Source organism: Streptomyces sp. MRC013 (genome assembly GCF_023614235.1).
Classification (GTDB): Bacteria; Actinomycetota; Actinomycetes; order Streptomycetales; family Streptomycetaceae; genus Streptomyces.
This window is the reverse complement of sequence record NZ_CP094264.1, coordinates 3,707,937-3,725,185: the sequence shown is the minus strand read 5'-3', so window position 1 is coordinate 3,725,185 and position 17,249 is coordinate 3,707,937. Positions and strand designations below refer to the sequence as shown.

General features: G+C 73.5%; 10 protein-coding genes. 6 read left to right on the top strand and 4 right to left on the bottom strand.

The features are described from left to right. Nucleotides 1-87: 87 nt before the first annotated feature. The gene (locus LUW75_RS16930; protein ID WP_250336357.1) at nucleotides 88-690 is read right to left on the bottom strand and encodes a biotin transporter BioY; all 603 of its coding nucleotides are present in this window, start codon (nucleotides 688-690) and stop codon (nucleotides 88-90) included. Between the two features lie 847 nt (nucleotides 691-1,537). Here LUW75_RS16930 and LUW75_RS16925 point away from each other — a divergent pair. Both LUW75_RS16925 and LUW75_RS16920 read left to right on the top strand, forming a co-directional pair. Beyond that, entirely contained in the window at nucleotides 1,538-3,079 is a 1,542-nt protein-coding gene (locus tag LUW75_RS16925) for an amino acid permease (protein ID WP_462933747.1), read from the top strand. Between the two features lie 165 nt (nucleotides 3,080-3,244). Continuing rightward, a complete protein-coding gene (locus LUW75_RS16920) occupies nucleotides 3,245-3,880 on the top strand; it encodes a superoxide dismutase (protein ID WP_250336356.1) in 636 nt (211 codons plus the stop codon). Between the two features lie 129 nt (nucleotides 3,881-4,009). Here the strand turns inward: LUW75_RS16920 and LUW75_RS16915 are convergent, their stop codons facing one another. Further along, nucleotides 4,010-4,645, bottom strand: coding sequence for a mycothiol-dependent nitroreductase Rv2466c family protein (locus LUW75_RS16915; protein ID WP_250336355.1), 636 nt, complete (start codon nucleotides 4,643-4,645; stop codon nucleotides 4,010-4,012). Between the two features lie 146 nt (nucleotides 4,646-4,791). Here LUW75_RS16915 and pepN (LUW75_RS16910) point away from each other — a divergent pair, with 146 nt between their 5' ends. After that, nucleotides 4,792-7,338 carry an aminopeptidase N gene (gene pepN / locus LUW75_RS16910; RefSeq protein WP_250336354.1) on the top strand — a complete coding sequence of 849 codons (2,547 nt, stop codon included), beginning with the start codon at nucleotides 4,792-4,794 and terminating at the stop codon, nucleotides 7,336-7,338. A 324-nt stretch (nucleotides 7,339-7,662) separates the two neighbouring features. Here pepN (LUW75_RS16910) and LUW75_RS16905 read toward each other — a convergent pair whose 3' ends face one another. Both LUW75_RS16905 and LUW75_RS16900 read right to left on the bottom strand, forming a co-directional pair. Continuing rightward, nucleotides 7,663-8,913, bottom strand: coding sequence for a serine hydrolase domain-containing protein (locus LUW75_RS16905; protein ID WP_250336353.1), 1,251 nt, complete (start codon nucleotides 8,911-8,913; stop codon nucleotides 7,663-7,665). 118 nt (nucleotides 8,914-9,031) lie between these two features. Next, nucleotides 9,032-9,403 (bottom strand): NUDIX hydrolase, encoded by a 372-nt coding sequence (locus tag LUW75_RS16900; RefSeq protein WP_349816430.1) that lies wholly within the window; start codon nucleotides 9,401-9,403, stop codon nucleotides 9,032-9,034. Between the two features lie 610 nt (nucleotides 9,404-10,013). Between LUW75_RS16900 and LUW75_RS16895 the strand changes: the two genes are divergently transcribed. The 3 genes from LUW75_RS16895 (at nucleotide 10,014) to pepN (LUW75_RS16885) (ending at nucleotide 17,215) form a co-directional block, all read left to right on the top strand. Then, on the top strand, nucleotides 10,014-13,310 hold the full coding sequence (locus LUW75_RS16895; RefSeq protein WP_250336352.1) for a S8 family serine peptidase: 3,297 nt from the start codon (nucleotides 10,014-10,016) through the stop codon (nucleotides 13,308-13,310). A 176-nt stretch (nucleotides 13,311-13,486) separates the two neighbouring features. Further along, nucleotides 13,487-14,515, top strand: coding sequence for an aspartate-semialdehyde dehydrogenase (locus LUW75_RS16890; RefSeq protein WP_250336351.1), 1,029 nt, complete (start codon nucleotides 13,487-13,489; stop codon nucleotides 14,513-14,515). Between the two features lie 135 nt (nucleotides 14,516-14,650). Next, complete coding sequence (gene pepN, locus LUW75_RS16885) at nucleotides 14,651-17,215, top strand: aminopeptidase N (protein WP_250336350.1); 2,565 nt, start codon at nucleotides 14,651-14,653, stop codon at nucleotides 17,213-17,215. Nucleotides 17,216-17,249 lie beyond the last annotated feature (34 nt).

Below are 17,249 nucleotides of genomic sequence, written 5' to 3'. Positions count from 1 at the left end.
CGGGAGGGGCTCCCCCGTCCCACGGGACGTGCGGGGGAGCCCCTCCCGGCCGTTTCGGCGGCGCCCGCTTCGGCCGCGGCCCCGGGCTCAGGCGCGGTCGCGGTCCCGGTCGCCGAGGAGCCTCCAGACGGTGGGCACCAGGCCCATGGCGAGCGCGGCCTTCAGCGCGTCGCCGACGAGGAACGGCACCATGCCGACGGCCACCGCCCGGGACGGGGGCATGCCGGTGGCGAGCGCCAGGTACGGCACGCCGACCGCGTACACGACCAGGGAACCGGCCGCCATCGTGCCCGCCATGCGCGGCACCGAGCGGTCGCCTCCGCGCCGGGCGAGGGCGCCGACCGCGGCGGCGGCGAGGAGCATGCCGAGGACGTAGCCGAGGGTCGGCATCGCGTATCCGGCCGTGCCCTGCGCGAACCACGGCACACCGGCCATGCCGGCGAGCACGTAGAGGGCGAGGGAGAGGAAGCCCCGGCGGGCGCCGAGCGCGGTGCCGACGAGGAGCGCGGCGAAGGTCTGGCCGGAGACCGGCACCGGCGAGCCCGGCACGGGGACGGCGATCTGGGCGGCGAGGCCGGTGAGGACGGCGCCGCCGGCGACGAGCACGAGGTCGCCCGTGCGGGCGCGGGTGGAGGGAAGCAGGTCGGCGAGGACCGTTCCGATACGGGCGGGGGCGGTGGCTGTGCTCATCGGTGCTCCGGTGCTTCGGTACTCCGCGGTGCTGGGCGGACGGTGGCCGGGGGGACGGGCCCGACCGTAACCCGCGGGCCGACGGGCGTTCACCGGCGGCCGACGACAAAGCCTCCCGCGCGGTGTTGGTGGACTTCGTGCAAGGAGCACCCGCGTCCCCTCCCCCGGCGTGACGCGCGTCACGCCGGGGAGCCGGCGGGCCGTCCCTCCACAAGGCGTCGCTCCCCGCAGGGGCCATGGACCCCACCGGGACGCGGGCGCCCACCGGGACACGGGGACCCCGCCGGCGCACGGGGACCCGCCGGGACACGGGGACCCCGCCGGGACACGGGGACCCCGCCGAGGCACGGGGAAACGTGTCCGGTCCTCGCCCGGCTCCCGCCCACCCGCCCGCGCCCGGCCCCGCTCTCCCCGCCCGGTCCGCACCCGGCTCCGCCCGCCGGCGCGCCTCCGGGGCGCCGCGGCGCGCGGCGGAGCGGAGGGCGCCCGGTTCCGGACGGAGCGACCGGCGCACGGACGCCCGCGCATCCGGACGGAGTCCGGCGGCCGGCCCCGCCCGCCGGGTCCGCGAGGCCGCCGTGCACCCCGCGTGTCCACCTGTTTACGCATCCCGTGCGCACCGCCGGGGGCGCCGGCCGTGACGCGCCGGGGCGGCGTGCGGGACGGGCGGAACAACTGTTTCCGGACATCCGGCGATCATGTTCCACTTGTAAAGAACCCGTGGATTAACCTTCACTTTGTGTGAGCGCTGTGTCCGTATAGCGGAAACGTGTTCCCTGTTAGCGGTGCGCGCATCAAAACTTGGGCGCACCTTCGCCTCTCCCCCCGATACGGAACAGGGCACTCCATGTCTCGGACCCCCGCGCCCGCGTCCACCGGATCGGCCGACGTCGACGCACCCATGACGCCGACCACCGACGCGCCGCTCTCGCACGGACTCAAGCAACGCCATCTGTCGATGATCGCCCTCGGCGGTGTGATCGGTGCCGGCCTCTTCGTCGGGTCGGGCTCCGCGATCGCGGCCGCCGGCCCGTCGATCGTCATCGCCTACGCGATCTCCGGCCTGCTCGTCATGCTGGTCATGCGCATGTTGGGCGAGATGTCGGCGGCCAACCCGGCCTCCGGTTCCTTCTCGGTCCACGCCGAGCGGGCCGTCGGCCCCTGGGCCGGCTTCACGGCGGGCTGGGCCTTCTGGTTCCTGCTGTGCGTGGCCGTGGGCCTGGAGGCGATCGGCGCCGCGAAGATCGTGACCGGCTGGGTGGACGTGCCCGAGTGGTCGGTGGTCGCCCTGTTCATGCTGGTGTTCTGCGTGACCAACCTGGCCGCCGTGAAGAACTTCGGCGAGTTCGAGTTCTGGTTCGCCGCACTGAAGATCGGCGCCATCGCGCTCTTCCTGGTCATCGGCCTGCTGGCCATCCTGGGCCTGCTGCCCGGCAGCGACGCCCCCGGCCTGTCGAACCTGACCGGCCAGGGCGGCTTCCTGCCCAACGGCACCGAGGGCCTGATCGTCGGCCTGCTCGCCTCCGTCTTCGCCTACGGCGGCCTGGAGACCGTCACCATCGCCGCCGCCGAGTCCGAGCGCCCGGTGGAAGGCGTCGCCACGGCCGTCCGCACGGCGATGTGGCGCATCGCGGTCTTCTACATCGGCTCCATGGCGGTCATCGTCACGCTGATCCCGTGGGACAGCAAGTCGCTGGCCGAGGGCTCGTACGTCGCCACGCTGAAGCACCTGGGCCTGCCGGCCGCCGGTGAGATCATGAACGTCGTCGTGCTGGTCGCGCTGCTGTCCGCGATGAACGCCAACATCTACGGCGCCTCCCGCATGGCCTGCTCGCTGGTGGCGCGCGGCCAGGGTCCGAAGACCCTCGGCAGGGTCTCCGGCGGTGTGCCGCGCGTCGCGGTGCTGACCTCGTCGGCCTTCGGCTTCCTGTGCGTGCTGCTGAGCTACTGGCGGCCGGACGACCTGTTCATGTGGCTGCTCAACATGATCGGCGCGATCATCCTGGTCGTCTGGTTCTTCATCGCCGTCTCCCAGCTGATCCTCCGCCGCCGCATGGAGAAGGAGGCACCGGAGAAGCTGGCCGTGCGGATGTGGGCCTTCCCCTACCTCACCTGGGCGGCGCTCGCCGGCATCGCCGCGGTGTTCGTCCTGATGGCCCGCGACGAGGGCACGCGCGAGCAGCTCTACTACACGGGCGGCCTCGTCGTGGTCCTGGCCGTGCTGGGCTACGCCCACCAGCGGCTGACCGCCGGCGGGGAGTCCGCCCCCGCCGGGGTGCCGGCGACCTCCGGGGAGCCCGCCGCGGGGGAGCCCGCCGGGGAGGCGGGCGCCGAGGAGCAGGCCGCCTCCGGGAAGCCCGCGGCCACCGCCGCGAAGGGCGACGACTGACCCCGACGCACCTTCCAGGGAGGCCCCGGCGCGACGGCGCGCCGGGGCCTCTCCGTCGTCCTCCGTCCGCCTTCGGACCCGGGACGGGAGGCCGATCACTCCGGAAGACTACTGCTGTTAGCCTGCACCTGCACATCGGTTGCAACAAGCTGTCGGAGGCTCGGCATGGCGACGTACACCCTTCCGGAACTTCCCTACGACTACGCGGCCCTGGCGCCCGTCATCAGCCCGGAGATCATCGAGCTCCACCACGACAAGCACCACGCCGCCTACGTCAAGGGCGCGAACGACACCCTGGAGCAGCTGGAGGAGGCCCGCGACAAGGACCAGTGGGCCGCCCTGAACGGCCTGCAGAAGAACCTGGCCTTCCACCTCTCGGGCCACATCCTCCACTCCATCTACTGGCACAACATGAGCGGCGACGGCGGCGGCGAGCCGCTGGAGGAGGACGGCACGGGCGAGCTGGCGGAGGCGATCGCCAAGTCGTTCGGCTCGTTCGCCCGGTTCCGGGCGCAGCTGTCGAAGGCCGCCGCCACCACGCAGGGCTCCGGCTGGGGCGTCCTGGCGTACGAGCCGGTGAGCGGCCGCCTCATCGTGGAGCAGGTCTACGACCACCAGGGCAACGTCGGCCAGGGCTCGGTGCCGATCCTGGTGTTCGACGCCTGGGAGCACGCCTTCTACCTCCAGTACAAGAACCAGAAGGTCGACTTCGTCGAGGCGATGTGGAAGGTCGTCAACTGGCAGGACGTGGCGAAGCGCTACGCCCAGGCCAAGGACCGCGTGCCGCTGATCGCCCCCTGACGGCGGCGCCACAGCGCCCCCCGGATCCCCCGCTCGTGATCGTCTTCTCACCCTTCACGAGGCGGGCGGAGAAAAGAGGAGCGGCCCCCGCGAGGACAGGACTCGCGGGGGCCGCTCCGGCGCGCGGGCTCAGTCGAAGACCGGACCCGCCGTCCGCGTGCGCTTGATCTCGTAGAACCCGGGCGTCGACGCGACCAGCAGCGTCCCGTCCCACAGGCGGGCGGCCGCCTCGCCCCTGGGCGCGGGGGTGACGACCGGGCCGAAGAAGGCGACCTCCGCGCCGTCGGGGCCGGGGACCGAGATCACCGGCGTGCCGACCTCCTGGCCGACCTTGTCGATGCCCTCCTTGTGGGAGGCGCGCAGCTCCGCGTCGTACGTGTCCCTCTCGGCGTACTCCAGCAGCTCCGCCGGCAGCCCGGCCTCCGCGAGCGCCTCGGCGATCGCCTCCCGGGTCGGGCCCCGGCCCTCGTTGTGGAAACGCGTGCCCATCGCCGTGTACAGCCGGCCCAGCACCTCCGGGCCGTGCAGCCGCTCGGCGGCGACGGCGACGCGGACGGGGTGCCACGCCGTGGTCGCCAGCGACTCCCGGTACTCCTCCGGGACCTCGTCCAGCTTGTCCTCGTTGAGGACGGCGAGGCTCATCACGTGCCAGCGGACGTCCACCGGGCGGACCTTCTGGACCTCCACCATCCAGCGGGAGGTCATCCACGCCCACGGGCACAGCGGGTCGAACCAGAAGTCGGCGGTGGTCCTCGTCTCGGACATGTGTCTCCTCGGATCCGTGGGTCGGGCGGCGGGGCGGTGCGGTCGCGTACCGGCCACAACCAGGGGGACGACGAGGGCATTCCCGCCCTATGGCCGCTCCGCGCGGCGTGGGAGGATCCCGGTGACCAACCCACGAAGGAGTGCCCGTGCCCGGTGAGAACCTGTCCCGCGACGAGGCCCGCGAGCGGGCGGCCCTGCTGTCCGTCGACGGGTACGACGTCGCGCTCGACCTGCGGTCGGCCGCGGAGGGGAGCGAGGCGGAGCAGCTGACGTTCCGCTCGGTGACGACGATCCGGTTCCGCTGCACGACCCCCGGGGCGAACACCTTCGCCGACCTCGTGGCGCCGTCCGTGACCTCCGTCCTGCTCAACGGGCGCGAGCTGGACCCGTCGGCGGTCTTCGACGGGGCGCGGATCGCGCTGGAGGGCCTCGCCGAGGAGAACGTGCTGGTCGTGGACGCGCAGTGCGCCTACAGCCGCACCGGTGAGGGGCTGCACCGCTTCGTCGACCCGGAGGACGGCGAGGTCTACCTCTACACGCAGTACGAGCCGGCCGACGCCCGCCGCGTGTTCGCCAACTTCGAGCAGCCCGACCTGAAGGCCCCGTACCGCTTCCGGGTGACGGCGCCCGAGGGCTGGACCGTGTGGAGCAACGGCGCGGAGGAGTCCCGGGACGGCGGGGTGTGGCGGTTCGCGGAGACGAAGCCGATCTCCACCTACATCACCTGCGTCGTCGCCGGCCCGTACCACCACGTCACCGACGTCTACCGGCGCGGCGACCAGGAGATCCCGCTCGGCGCGATGTGCCGCAGGAGCCTCGCCAAGCACTTCGACGCCGACGACGTCTTCCTCGTCACCAAGCAGGGCCTGGACTTCTTCCAGGAGTGCTTCGGCTACCCCTACCCCTTCGGGAAGTACGACCAGGCCTTCGTGCCCGAGTACAACCTCGGCGCCATGGAGAACCCCGGCCTGGTCACCTTCCGCGAGGAGTACGTCTACCGGGGCAAGGTGACCCGCGCCGCCTACGAGGGCCGCGCCAACGTCATCCTGCACGAGATGGCGCACATGTGGTTCGGCGACCTCGTCACCATGAAGTGGTGGGACGACCTGTGGCTGAAGGAGTCCTTCGCGGACTTCATGGGCAGTTTCTCCATGGTCGAGGCGACCCGCTTCACCGACGGCTGGATCACCTTCGCCAACAGCCGCAAGGCGTGGGCGTACCGGGCCGACCAGCTGCCCTCCACCCACCCGGTCACGGCGGACATCCGCGACCTGGAGGACGCCAAGCTCAACTTCGACGGCATCACGTACGCCAAGGGCGCCTCCGTGCTGAAGCAGCTCGTCGCGTACGCGGGCCGGGAGGCGTTCCTGGAGGGCTCCCGCCGCTACTTCGCGCGCCACGCCTACGGCAACACGACCCTCGACGACCTCCTGGCGGTGCTGGAGGAGACGTCCGGCCGCGACATGAGGGCCTGGTCCCGGTCCTGGCTGGAGACGTCGGGCGTCAACGCGCTCACGCCCGTCGTCACCTACGACGAGACGGGTGGGCGCGTCGCCGAGCTGGTCGTCGAGCAGGACGGCGACGAGCTGCGTCCGCACCGGATCGTCGTCGGCCTGTATCGGCTCGACGGCGGGCGGCTCGTCCGCTACGCGCGCGTCGAGACCGACGTCGCCGGCGCCCGGACGGTCGTGGCCGAGCTGGCGGGGGCCGAGCGGCCCGCGCTGGTGCTGCTGAACGACGAGGACCTGACGTACTGCAAGGTGCGGTTCGACGAGGCCTCCCTCGCCACGCTGAGGGCGCACCTCGGCGACATCACCGACCCGCTGGCGCGGGCGCTGTGCTGGTCGGCCCTGTGGAACACCACGCGTGACGCCCTGATGCCGGCACGGGACTTCGTGGAGACCGTCCTGGCCTTCGCGGGGCGCGAGTCGGACATCGGCGTCCTGCAGATGCTGCACTCCTGGGTGCGGACCGCGCTCGTCCACTACGCGGCGCCGCAGTGGCGCGGGACCGGCGGCCGGCTCGTCGCGCGGGCCGCGCTGCGCGAGCTGCGGAGCGCGGAGCCGGGCAGCGAGCACCAGCTGACGTGGGCGCGCTTCTTCGCGTCGGTCGCGGCGGCGGACGAGGACCTCGCCTTCCTCCAGGGCCTGCTGGCCGGCACGGAGGGTGTGGACGGGCTCGACGTCGACCAGGAGCTGCGCTGGGCGTTCCTGGAGCCGCTCGCCGCGCACGGACGGGCCGACGAGTCGGCGATCGACGCGGAGCTGGCGCGGGACGACACCGCGTCGGGCAAGCGGCACCAGGTGCGGTGTCTGGCGGCGCGGCCGTCCGAGTCGGTGAAGGCGCGGGCGTGGGCCGAGGTGGTCGAGTCCGACAAGCTGTCGAACGCGCTGGTCGAGGCGGTGATCGCGGGGTTCGCTCAGCCGTCGCAGCGGGAGCTGGTCGCGCCGTACGCGGAGAAGTACCTCGCGGCGATCGAGCGGGTGTGGGCCGAGCGGTCCATCCAGATCGGGATGCACGTGGTGCGGGGCCTGTTCCCGGCGCTGCAGGACCGTGCGGAGACGCTGGAGGCCACGGACGCGTGGCTGGCCGCGCACGAGGGGGCCGCGCCGGCGCTGCGCAGGCTCGTGCTGGAGGCGCGTGACGACCTGGCGCGCGCCCTGCGGGCCCAGGAGTGCGACGCGCGCGCCTGATCGGCCCCCTCGGGGGAGACCTCTCGCGGAGGACCCCCGGGGGCGGCGGCCGGGTTCCGGGCGCCGCCCCCCGGGGGCCGTCCCGGGGGGCCTGGTGGGAGCCACCGGCCCCCGGGGCGGTGGAGGGCGTCGCGGCGCCCGGGCCGGCGACCGCCACGGGCGCACGACCGGCGCGGTGGCCTTCGCGGGCCGTGTCCCCGACGCGGCGGACGCGGCCGGTTCCGGTCCGCGCGGGACCGGAACCGGCGGGCGGTGGAGCGGCGGCCGGGGCGCGCCCCCTCCACCGGGGAGGGATCCCGCGGGGAGGGGCCGCGGAGAGGGACCCTACGGGGCCGGGGAGACCGCGGCGGCCGGGGCGCCGTCCGGGCCTTCGCCGCAGAACTCCGCCTCCACCGTCCCGTCCAGGCCGCCCGTCCAGTCGCCGTTGGCGTTGACCGCCAGAGTGTGGCCCGCGGAGCGGGTCGCGACGACCGCGGAGCGCGAGCCGTGGATGCCTCCCGTGTGGCCCCACACCTCCGTGCCGCAGCCCAGCTTGCGGCTGATCAGCCCCAGGCCGTATCCCGCCCCGGGTTCCACCGAGTCGATGGGGACGGTGGTGGTCATCTCCCTCATCTGCTCCCGCGGCAGCAGCCGGCCGGTGAGCAGGGCGCGCAGGAACCGCTGGAGGTCGGCGGTGCTGGAGATCATCTCGCCGGCGGCGCCCGCGAGGGACGGGTTCAGCTCGGTGACGTCGTGGACGCGCGTGGCCGGATCGGACGGGTCGCCGCCGAGGGTGGAGTACGCGCGGCCGCTAGGCCGCGGCATCCGCGGGTCGGTGCCGGGCACGCTGGTGGCGCCGAGCCCGAGCGGCTCGACGATCCGGCGCTCCACGGCCTCCCCGTAGGGGCGGCCGGTGGCCTTCTCGATGACCATCCCGGCGAGGACGTAGTTGGTGTTGGAGTACTCCCAGGAGGTTCCGGGGGCGAAGGACGGCTCGTGTTCCATGGCGATGGCCGCGAGCTGCTCGGGCGTCCAGGTGTCGTGGCGGTGGTCGAGGAAGCCGGGGCCGAAGATCCTGTCCTGGAACGACGGGGCGGACGTGACGTCGTAGATCCCGCTCGTGTGGTTGAGGAGCTGGCGGAGGGTGACCTCCCGGCCGTCGTGCCCGTTGCCCCGGACCACGCCGGGCAGCCACTCCTCCACGCTGTCGTCGAGGTCGAGGCGGCCCTCGGCGTCGAGCTGGAGGACGACGGCGGCGACGAACGTCTTGGTGATGGAGCCGATGCGGAAGCGGTCGTTCGGAAGGCGTTTGCGGCCGGTGACGCGGTCGGCGACCCCGGCGGCGCCGCTCCAGGTGCCGTGCCGGTCCCTGGCCTGGGCGAGCACACCGGGCACCCCGGCGCGCACGAGTTCCTCGACGGACCGCCGGGTGGCGTCGTGGCGGCCGCCGGTCCGGCCGTCCGCCTCGGCGGCGGCCGCGGTGGCGGCGGGTGCCGGGGCGGGGGCGGCGGCGGCCGGGGCGGTGAGCGCGGCGGCGGTGACGGCGGCCGCGGCCAGGGCCGCGACGAGCCCGCCGCGGACGGTGGGTACTGACATGAAGGGGTCTCCTCCCCGGTGGCTGCCCGACCGCGTGACCGCGGTCGTGGGAGGGGACCGCCGGCCGGGACGCACCGGTTGAGCGAAGATTCCCGGGGGCGCCGGGGTTGGGCCGCTTTCAGCCTTCCGCGCCGTCCGCGCCGTCCACGCCCTCCGGGGTGGCGCGGCCCGTGGCGGGGCGGTCCCGCCACAGCCGCAGGGCGGTGTCGACGAGGGGGACGCGCGGCAGGGCGGGGACGGCGGCCAGGGGGTGCCAGGCGGCGAGGTCGGTGGTGCCGCCGACCTCGTGGCGGAGGGCGCCGCCGGTGACGCGGCCCTCGTAGAGGAGGCGCAGGGCGTGGAAGTCCGTCCGGCCCCGGCCGCGGAGCCGGGGGTGGCCGACCGCCCGCAGGGAGTCGACGCCGAGGAGGGCGGTCGCCTCGACGCGGTAGCCGGTCTCCTCCCCGACCTCGCGGACGACGGTGCCGAGCGGGTCCTCGCCGTGGTCCACGCCCCCCGCCGGGGAGGGCCCACCGCCCCGCGGCGTCCGGGGCGGTGCCCCGGACGAGGAGGAGCCGTCCGTCGCGTACGCACACGGCGTAGGCCGCCGCCCTCAACCTCCGTCTCACACCGGCAGGTTACGGGCGGGCCGGGAGACGTCCGGAGGCGGCCGGCGCCGGGGGCCGCGCGCCCGGTCCCGGCGGCGGTCCCGGCGAAGCGGCGCGGAGAGCGCGAGGGAACCGGCGGCGGGGCGGGCGGGCCCGGTACGGGCGGCGCCGGTGGGCCGGGCCGCCGCGCCGTCCGGCGCATCGCCGTCACCCCGCCGCTCACCACCGCACCGCCCACCGCCGCCGCGCCCCGGCACCCCGCTCCCCTTCGCCACCACCGCACCACGCACCGCCGCCGCACCGTCCCCGCCGCCCCGCGCACCGCCACCGCACCGGGAGGAGCCCAGAATCAACCGGTTCGTCCCCGTTGGCGGTTGCCCTGCGATGGCGGATTCCCGCCATGAGAGTTTTCCAACTCTGGCAGACCTCCACAAAACCCGGTCATGTACGAAAAGCTCAGCGGTCATCCGGTATCGAATTCCGGACCGTTCTTTCACTCGACAGGGATGTTGAATGACGCTCGAACCCCCCAGCTCCATATCCGGAGCGAGACGCGCGGCCCGTATCGCGGCCGCCGCCGGCCTGGTCGCCGCGCTCGTCGCGACCGGTGCCGCTCCCGCGTTCGCCACCCCCGCGGAACCGCCGGCGGCCACCCCCGAGCCCGCCAAGTCCGCCGCGGCGAAGCTCGGTTCGGACGACGCCGAACTGCTCGCCGAGGCCGAGGCCAGCGGTGAGAAGAACGTCACGCTCATGGTCGCCACCGCCCCCGGCGCCACCGAGCAGGTCGCCCGGCAGCTCGACGCCCTCAAGGGCGGCACGGTCGACCGCGCCTACGACAGGCTCGGCTACGTCCGCGCCACCCTCCCGACGGCCCAGGCCGAGGCCGCCATCGGCGCCGCCGCCAAGCTGTCCAGCGTCCTGGGCATCGACCTCAAGCACGAGATCGAGCTGGACGACCCGTCGCCGGCCGCCGACCGCGCGAAGGGCACCGCCGCCGGCACGGCCGGCGCGTACCCGGCGCCCGGGCCCAAGACCCCGGCCGTCAACCCGTACAACCCGTCCCACGAGACGGGCGCGGTCGACTTCGTCCGGAAGTGGCCGACCGCGGACGGGCGCGGCGTCACCATCGGCATCCTCGACTCGGGCGTCGACCTGGGCCACCCGGCGCTGCAGAAGACCACCACCGGCGAGCGCAAGATCGTCGACTGGGTCACCGCCACCGACCCCGTCAGGGACGGCGACCAGACGTGGCGGCGCATGGACGTGGCCGTGGCCGGCCCCGCCTTCTCCGCCGAGGGCCGCTCCTGGAAGGCCCCCGAGGGCGCCTACCGGTTCCGCACCTTCGCGGAGGCCGCCACCAAGGGCGGCGACATGGAGGGCGACCTCAACCGCGACGGCGACACGACCGACGTCTGGGGCGTCCTGTACGACCAGGCCGCCGGCACCGTCCGCGTCGACCTCAACGGCAACGGCGACTTCGCCGACGACGAGGCGATGAAGCCGTACAAGGACGGCTTCCAGGTCGGCTACTTCGGCACCGACAACCCGGCCACCGACGTCGCCGAGCGCATCCCGTTCGTCGTCGAGATCCGCAAGGACGTCGTCTACGGCGCCTCCGGCGCCAAGGCCGACTACGTCAACATCGGCATCATCGAGGGCTCCCACGGCACCCACGTCGCCGGCATCACCGCCGCGCACGGACTGCTGGGCGGCAAGATGAACGGCGCGGCGCCCGGCGCCAAGCTGGTCTCCTCCCGCGCGTGCACCTGGAGCGGCGGCTGCACCAACGTCGCGCTCACCGAGGGCATGATCGACCTCGTCGTCAACCGCGGCGTGGACATCGTCAACATGTCCATCGGCGGCCTCCCCGCGCTGAACGACGGCAACAACGCCCGCGCCCAGCTCTACACCCGGCTCATCGACGAGTACGGCGTCCAGCTGGTCGTCTCGGCCGGCAACAGCGGCCCCGGCGTCAACACGATCGGCGACCCGGCCCTCGCAGACAAGGTCATCAGCGTCGGCGCGTCCATCTCCCGGGAGACCTGGGCCTCCAACTACGGCTCGGCCGTCTCCACGCCGTACGCGATGATGCCGTTCTCCTCCCGCGGCCCGCGCGAGGACGGCGGCTTCACGCCGACGCTCAGCGCCCCCGGCGCGGCCGTCAACACGACGCAGACGTGGCTGCCCGGCAGCCCGGTCGCCGAGGCGGGCTACCAGCTCCCGGCCGGCTACTCCATGATGCAGGGCACCTCGATGGCGTCCCCGCAGGCCGCCGGCGCCATGGCGCTGATGCTGTCCGCGGCCAAGCAGCAGGGCGTCGAGCTCACCCCGGCGAAGCTCCGCACGGCCGTCACCAGCCAGGCCGACCGCATCCCCGGCGCGCAGGCCCACGAGCAGGGCGCCGGTCTCCTCAACGTCGTCGACGCCTGGAAGGAGGTGCTCCGCGGCGCCCACGCCCACGAGTACACCGTCAAGGCCCCGGTCGACACCGCGATCGACCAGCTGCTCGCCGAGCCCGGCTTCGGCACCGGCCTGTACGACCGCGAGGGCGGGGTCAAGGTCGGCCAGGAGAAGGTCTACGAGGTCACCGTCACCCGCACCACGGGTGCCGACCGCCCGATCCGGCACGAGCTGTGGTTCGAGAACAACCACGAGCGCACGTTCCGCGTCGTCGGCTCCGACGAGGTGTCCCTGCCGCTGAACAAGCCCGTCACGGTCAAGGTCGCCGCCAAGCCCCGCAGCGCCGGCGTGCACAGCGCGGTCCTGGAGGTCAACGACCCGAAGACCAAGGGCATCGACAAGCAGGTCCTGACTACGGTCGTCGCGGCCGAGCAGCTGGCCAAGCCGGCCTTCGGCCTCTCGGCCGAGGGAACGGTCCAGCGCAACAGCCACCGGTCGTACTTCGTGAACGTCCCGGTCGGCGCCCAGTCCCTGGAGATCGCCCTCGGCGGCCTCGCCGAGGACAGCCAGACCCGCTTCGTCGCGATCCACCCGTACGGCGTGCCGTCCGACCCCACGTCGACGGTCAACTGCTACGCCAACTACACCAACCCGGCGAACACCTGCCGCCCCGACCTGCGGTCGTACCCGAACCCGCAGCCGGGCGTCTGGGAGATCGAGGTCGAGTCGCGCCGCACGTCGCCGCTGCTCGACAACCCGTACAAGCTGGACGTCGCCGTGCTCGGCGCCACCTTCGCCCCGGCCGTCCAGACGCTGCCGGAGGCCACCGTGGGCCAGGCCGCGCCGGTCGAGTGGACCGTCTCCAACGGCTTCGCGGCGTTCGACGGCAAGCTGAAGGCCGGCTCGCTCGGCTCCGCCAAGGTGACGCGCCCGACCATCGCCAACCACGGGGAGCAGCGCACCACCGTGGAGATCGGTGAGGGCGTCGAGCGGTTCGACGTCGCCATCGGCAACGTCTCCGACAAGTCCGCCGACCTGGACGTGACGGTCCTGCGCGACGGCGTGGCGGTCGGCTCGTCCGCGGACGGCGACTCCGAGGAGTCGGTGTCCGTGCTGAAGCCCGCGCCGGGCACGTACACGATCGTCGTCGACGGCTACTCGGTCCCGTCCGGGGAGACCGCCTACGACTACAAGGACGTGTACTTCTCGTCCTCGCTCGGCGAGATCAAGGTCGACGAGTCGAAGACGATCTCCCTGGCGAACGGCGCCTCGGCGCAGTTCGGCGCCCAGGTGCTGGTGAACGGCGCCGCCCCCGAGGGCCGCCGGTTCTTCGGCGAGGTGCAGCTGCTGAACGCGCGCGGCACCGCCGCGGGCACCGGCAGCGTCGTGATCGGCAAGGTCACTCCGTAGTCTGGAGGGGTACGGAGTACGGGGGGCGGGCGTCCGGCAGGGCGCCCGCCCCTGCCGTCCCCGCCCGCCGCCGTGCGGTCCGTGGTCCTTCTCACCCTCCGGACGGAGGATTGGCGGGGCGGCCCGGGACCGGCGCATCATGGCAGCGTCCAGCACACACGTACGGAGGAGCCCCCGTGAAGGTAGGAATCGTCGGAGCCACCGGCCAGGTCGGCACGGTCATGCGCAGGATCCTCGCCGAGCGGGACTTCCCGGTGGACGGGCTCCGGCTGTTCGCCTCCGCGCGCTCCGCGGGCTCCGCCCTGGAGTGGGAGGGCCGCGAGGTCACCGTCGAGGACGCCGCGACGGCCGACTACACGGGCCTGGACATCGTGCTGTTCTCCGCCGGCGGCGCCACGTCGAGGGCGCTCGCCGGGAAGGTCGCCGACCAGGGCGCCGTGGTGATCGACAACTCCTCCGCGTGGCGCCGCGACCCCGAGGTGCCGCTGGTCGTCTCCGAGGTGAACCCGCACGCGGTCAAGGACCGCCCGAAGGGCATCATCGCCAACCCGAACTGCACCACCATGGCTGCCATGCCGGTCCTGAAGCCGCTGCACCGGGAGGCCGGCCTGGTCGCGCTGGTCGCCACCACGTACCAGGCCGTGTCGGGCTCCGGCCTCGCGGGCGTCGCCGAGCTGGACGGCCAGGTCAGGGCCGTCGCCGGGCGCGCCGCCGAGCTCACCCACGACGGCGGGGCCGTGGAGTACCCCGAGCCGGGCGTGTACAGCCGGCCCATCGCGTTCAACGTGCTGCCGCTGGCCGGGTCGATCGTCGACGACGGCTCCTTCGAGACCGACGAGGAGCAGAAGCTCCGCCACGAGTCCCGCAAGATCCTGGAGATCCCGGAGCTCCGGGTGTCGGGCACGTGCGTGCGCGTCCCGGTCTTCTCCGGCCACTCCCTCCAGCTGAACGCCCGCTTCGAGCGCCCCATCGGCGTCGAGCGCGCGTACGAGCTGCTCGGGGCCGCCGAGGGCGTCGAACTGTCCGAGATCCCGACCCCGCTCCAGGCCGCCGGCAAGGACGCCTCGTACGTGGGCCGCATCCGCGTCGACGAGACCGTCGAGCACGGCCTGGCCCTGTTCGTCTCCGGCGACAACCTGCGCAAGGGCGCCGCGCTGAACGCGGTGCAGATCGCGGAGCTGGTCGCCGGGGAGCTGCGCGGCTGACCCGCGCGCCCGCCGTCCGGGGCGGCCCCGCCGGTGGCGGGGCCGCCCTTCCCGTACGCCGCGTTTATGCCCTCCGTGTTCGGCGCCGCCCGTGGAAGGATGGCCTTCAAGTTCACACATGGAGGAGATGACCGGGTGCCTGGCACAAACCTGACCCGTGAAGAGGCTCGGCGGCGCGCGGCGCTACTGACCGTGGACGCGTACGAGATCGAGCTCGACCTCAGCGGGGCGCAGGAGGGCGGGACCTACCGGTCCGCGACCTCCGTCCGGTTCGAGTGCGCCGAGGAGGGCGCGGAGTCGTTCGTCGACCTGGTGGCCCCGGCGGTGCACGAGGTGGTGCTCAACGGCAGGCACCTCGACGTCGCCTCGGTCTTCCGGGACTCGCGGATCGCGCTGAAGCACCTGCGGCGGGGCGCCAACGAGCTGCGGGTCGTCGCGGACTGCGCGTACACGAACACCGGCGAGGGCCTCCACCGGTTCGTCGACCCGGTGGACGGCCAGGCGTACCTGTACACGCAGTTCGAGGTGCCGGACGCGCGGCGGGTGTTCGCCAGCTTCGAGCAGCCGGACCTGAAGGCGACGTTCCAGTTCACCGTGAAGGCCCCGGCGGGCTGGAAGGTGGTCTCGAACTCCCCGACGCCGGAGCCCGAGGACGACGTGTGGGTCTTCGAGCCGACCCCCCGCATCTCGACGTACGTCACGGCGCTGGTCGTCGGCCCGTACCACGCGGTGCACTCGACGTACGAGGGGCCGGGCGGGCAGGTCGTGCCGCTGGGCGTGTACTGCCGCCCGTCGCTGGCGGAGTTCCTCGACGCGGACGCGATCTTCGAGGTGACGCGGCAGGGCTTCGACTGGTTCCAGGAGAAGTTCGACTACGCCTACCCGTTCGCCAAGTACGACCAGCTGTTCGTGCCGGAGTTCAACGCCGGCGCGATGGAGAACGCGGGCGCGGTCACCATCCGCGACCAGTACGTCTTCCGGTCGAAGGTGACGGACGCGGCGTACGAGGTGCGGGCCGCGACGATCCTGCACGAGCTGGCCCACATGTGGTTCGGCGACCTGGTCACCATGGAGTGGTGGGACGACCTGTGGCTGAACGAGTCGTTCGCCACGTACGCGGAGGCCGCCTGCCAGGCGTACGCGCCCGGCTCGAAGTGGCCGCACTCCTGGACCACGTTCGCCAACCAGATGAAGACCTGGGCGTACCGGCAGGACCAGCTGCCGTCCACCCACCCGATCATGGCCGAGATCCGCGACCTGGACGACGTGCTCGTCAACTTCGACGGCATCACGTACGCCAAGGGCGCGTCGGTGCTGAAGCAGCTCGCCGCGTACGTCGGCACGGACGCCTTCTTCCGGGGCGTGCAGACGTACTTCAAGCGCCACGCCTTCGGCAACACCCGCCTGTCCGACCTGCTGGGCGCGCTGGAGGAGACCTCCGGGCGGGACCTGGGGACCTGGTCGGAGAAGTGGCTGGAGACCGCCGGCATCAACGTCCTGCGTCCGCTGGTGGAGACCGGTGCGGACGGCGTCGTCACCTCGTTCACCGTGAAGCAGGAGGCCCCGGCCCTGCCCACGGGCGCCAAGGGCGCGTCGGTGCTGCGGCCGCACCGCATCGCGATCGGCTTCTACGACCTGGACGACGCGGGCCGGCTGGTGCGCACCGAGCGCGTCGAACTGGACGTGGACGGCGAGCTGACCGCCGTCGACGCGCTGGTCGGCAAGCGGCGCCCGGCGGTCGTCCTGCTGAACGACGACGACCTGTCGTACGCCAAGGTCCGGCTCGACGGGGAGTCGCTGCGCAACGTCGTGGCGCACCTGGGCGACTTCGCCGAGTCGCTGCCGCGGGCGCTGTGCTGGGCGTCGGCGTGGGACATGACCCGCGACGGCGAGCTGGCCACGCGCGCCTACCTGGACCTGGTGCTCTCGGGCATCGGCAAGGAGTCCGACATCGGCGTGGTGCAGAGCCTGCACCGGCAGGTGAAGCTGGCGCTGGACCTGTACGCGGCGCCGGACTGGCGCGGGACGGGCCTGGCCCGCTGGACGGAGGCCACGCTGGAGCACCTCCGGGCGGCGGAGCCGGGCAGCGACCACCAGCTGGCGTGGGCGCGGGCGTTCGCGGCCACCGCCCGCACCGACGGGCAGCTGGACCTGCTGGCGGCGCTGCTGGACGGCTCGGAGACGATCGAGGGCCTGGCCGTCGACACGGAGCTGCGCTGGGCGTTCGTCGAGCGGCTCGCGGCGACCGGCCGGTTCGGGGCGGACGAGATCGCCGCCGAGCACGAGCGGGACCGGACCGCCGCCGGCGAGCGGCACGCCGCCACGGCGATGGCCGCGCGCCCCACGGCGGAGGCGAAGGCCGAGGCCTGGGCGTCGGTCGTGGAGTCGGACAAGCTGCCGAACGCCGTGCAGGAGGCCGTGATCGCCGGCTTCGTGCAGACGGACCAGCGGGAGCTGCTGGCACCGTACACGGAGAGGTTCTTCGCCGTGGTCAAGGACGTGTGGGAGTCCCGCTCCCACGAGATGGCCCAGCAGATCGTGGTCGGCCTGTACCCGTCCCTCCAGATCTCCCGGGAGACCCTGGAGGCGACGGACGCGTGGCTGCGGAGCGCGGAGCCGAGCCCGGCGCTCCGCCGCCTGGTCCTGGAGTCCCGCGACGGGGTGGAGCGGGCGCTGAGGGCGCAGGCCTCCGACCGGTGACGTGACGGGGTGGGGCGCCGCCGGGCGCCCCACC

Bases quoted from the DNA above. Each gene is read 5' to 3' on its own strand.
- LUW75_RS16925 (WP_462933747.1), top strand. From the start codon at position 1,538: ATGTCTCGGACCCCCGCGCCCGCGTCCACCGGATCGGCCGACGTCGAC.
- LUW75_RS16895 (WP_250336352.1), top strand. From the start codon at position 10,014: ATGACGCTCGAACCCCCCAGCTCCATATCCGGAGCGAGACGCGCGGCC.
- LUW75_RS16920 (WP_250336356.1), top strand. From the start codon at position 3,245: ATGGCGACGTACACCCTTCCGGAACTTCCCTACGACTACGCGGCCCTG.
- LUW75_RS16905 (WP_250336353.1), bottom strand. From the start codon at position 8,913: ATGTCAGTACCCACCGTCCGCGGCGGGCTCGTCGCGGCCCTGGCCGCG.
- LUW75_RS16930 (WP_250336357.1), bottom strand. From the start codon at position 690: ATGAGCACAGCCACCGCCCCCGCCCGTATCGGAACGGTCCTCGCCGAC.
- LUW75_RS16915 (WP_250336355.1), bottom strand. From the start codon at position 4,645: ATGTCCGAGACGAGGACCACCGCCGACTTCTGGTTCGACCCGCTGTGC.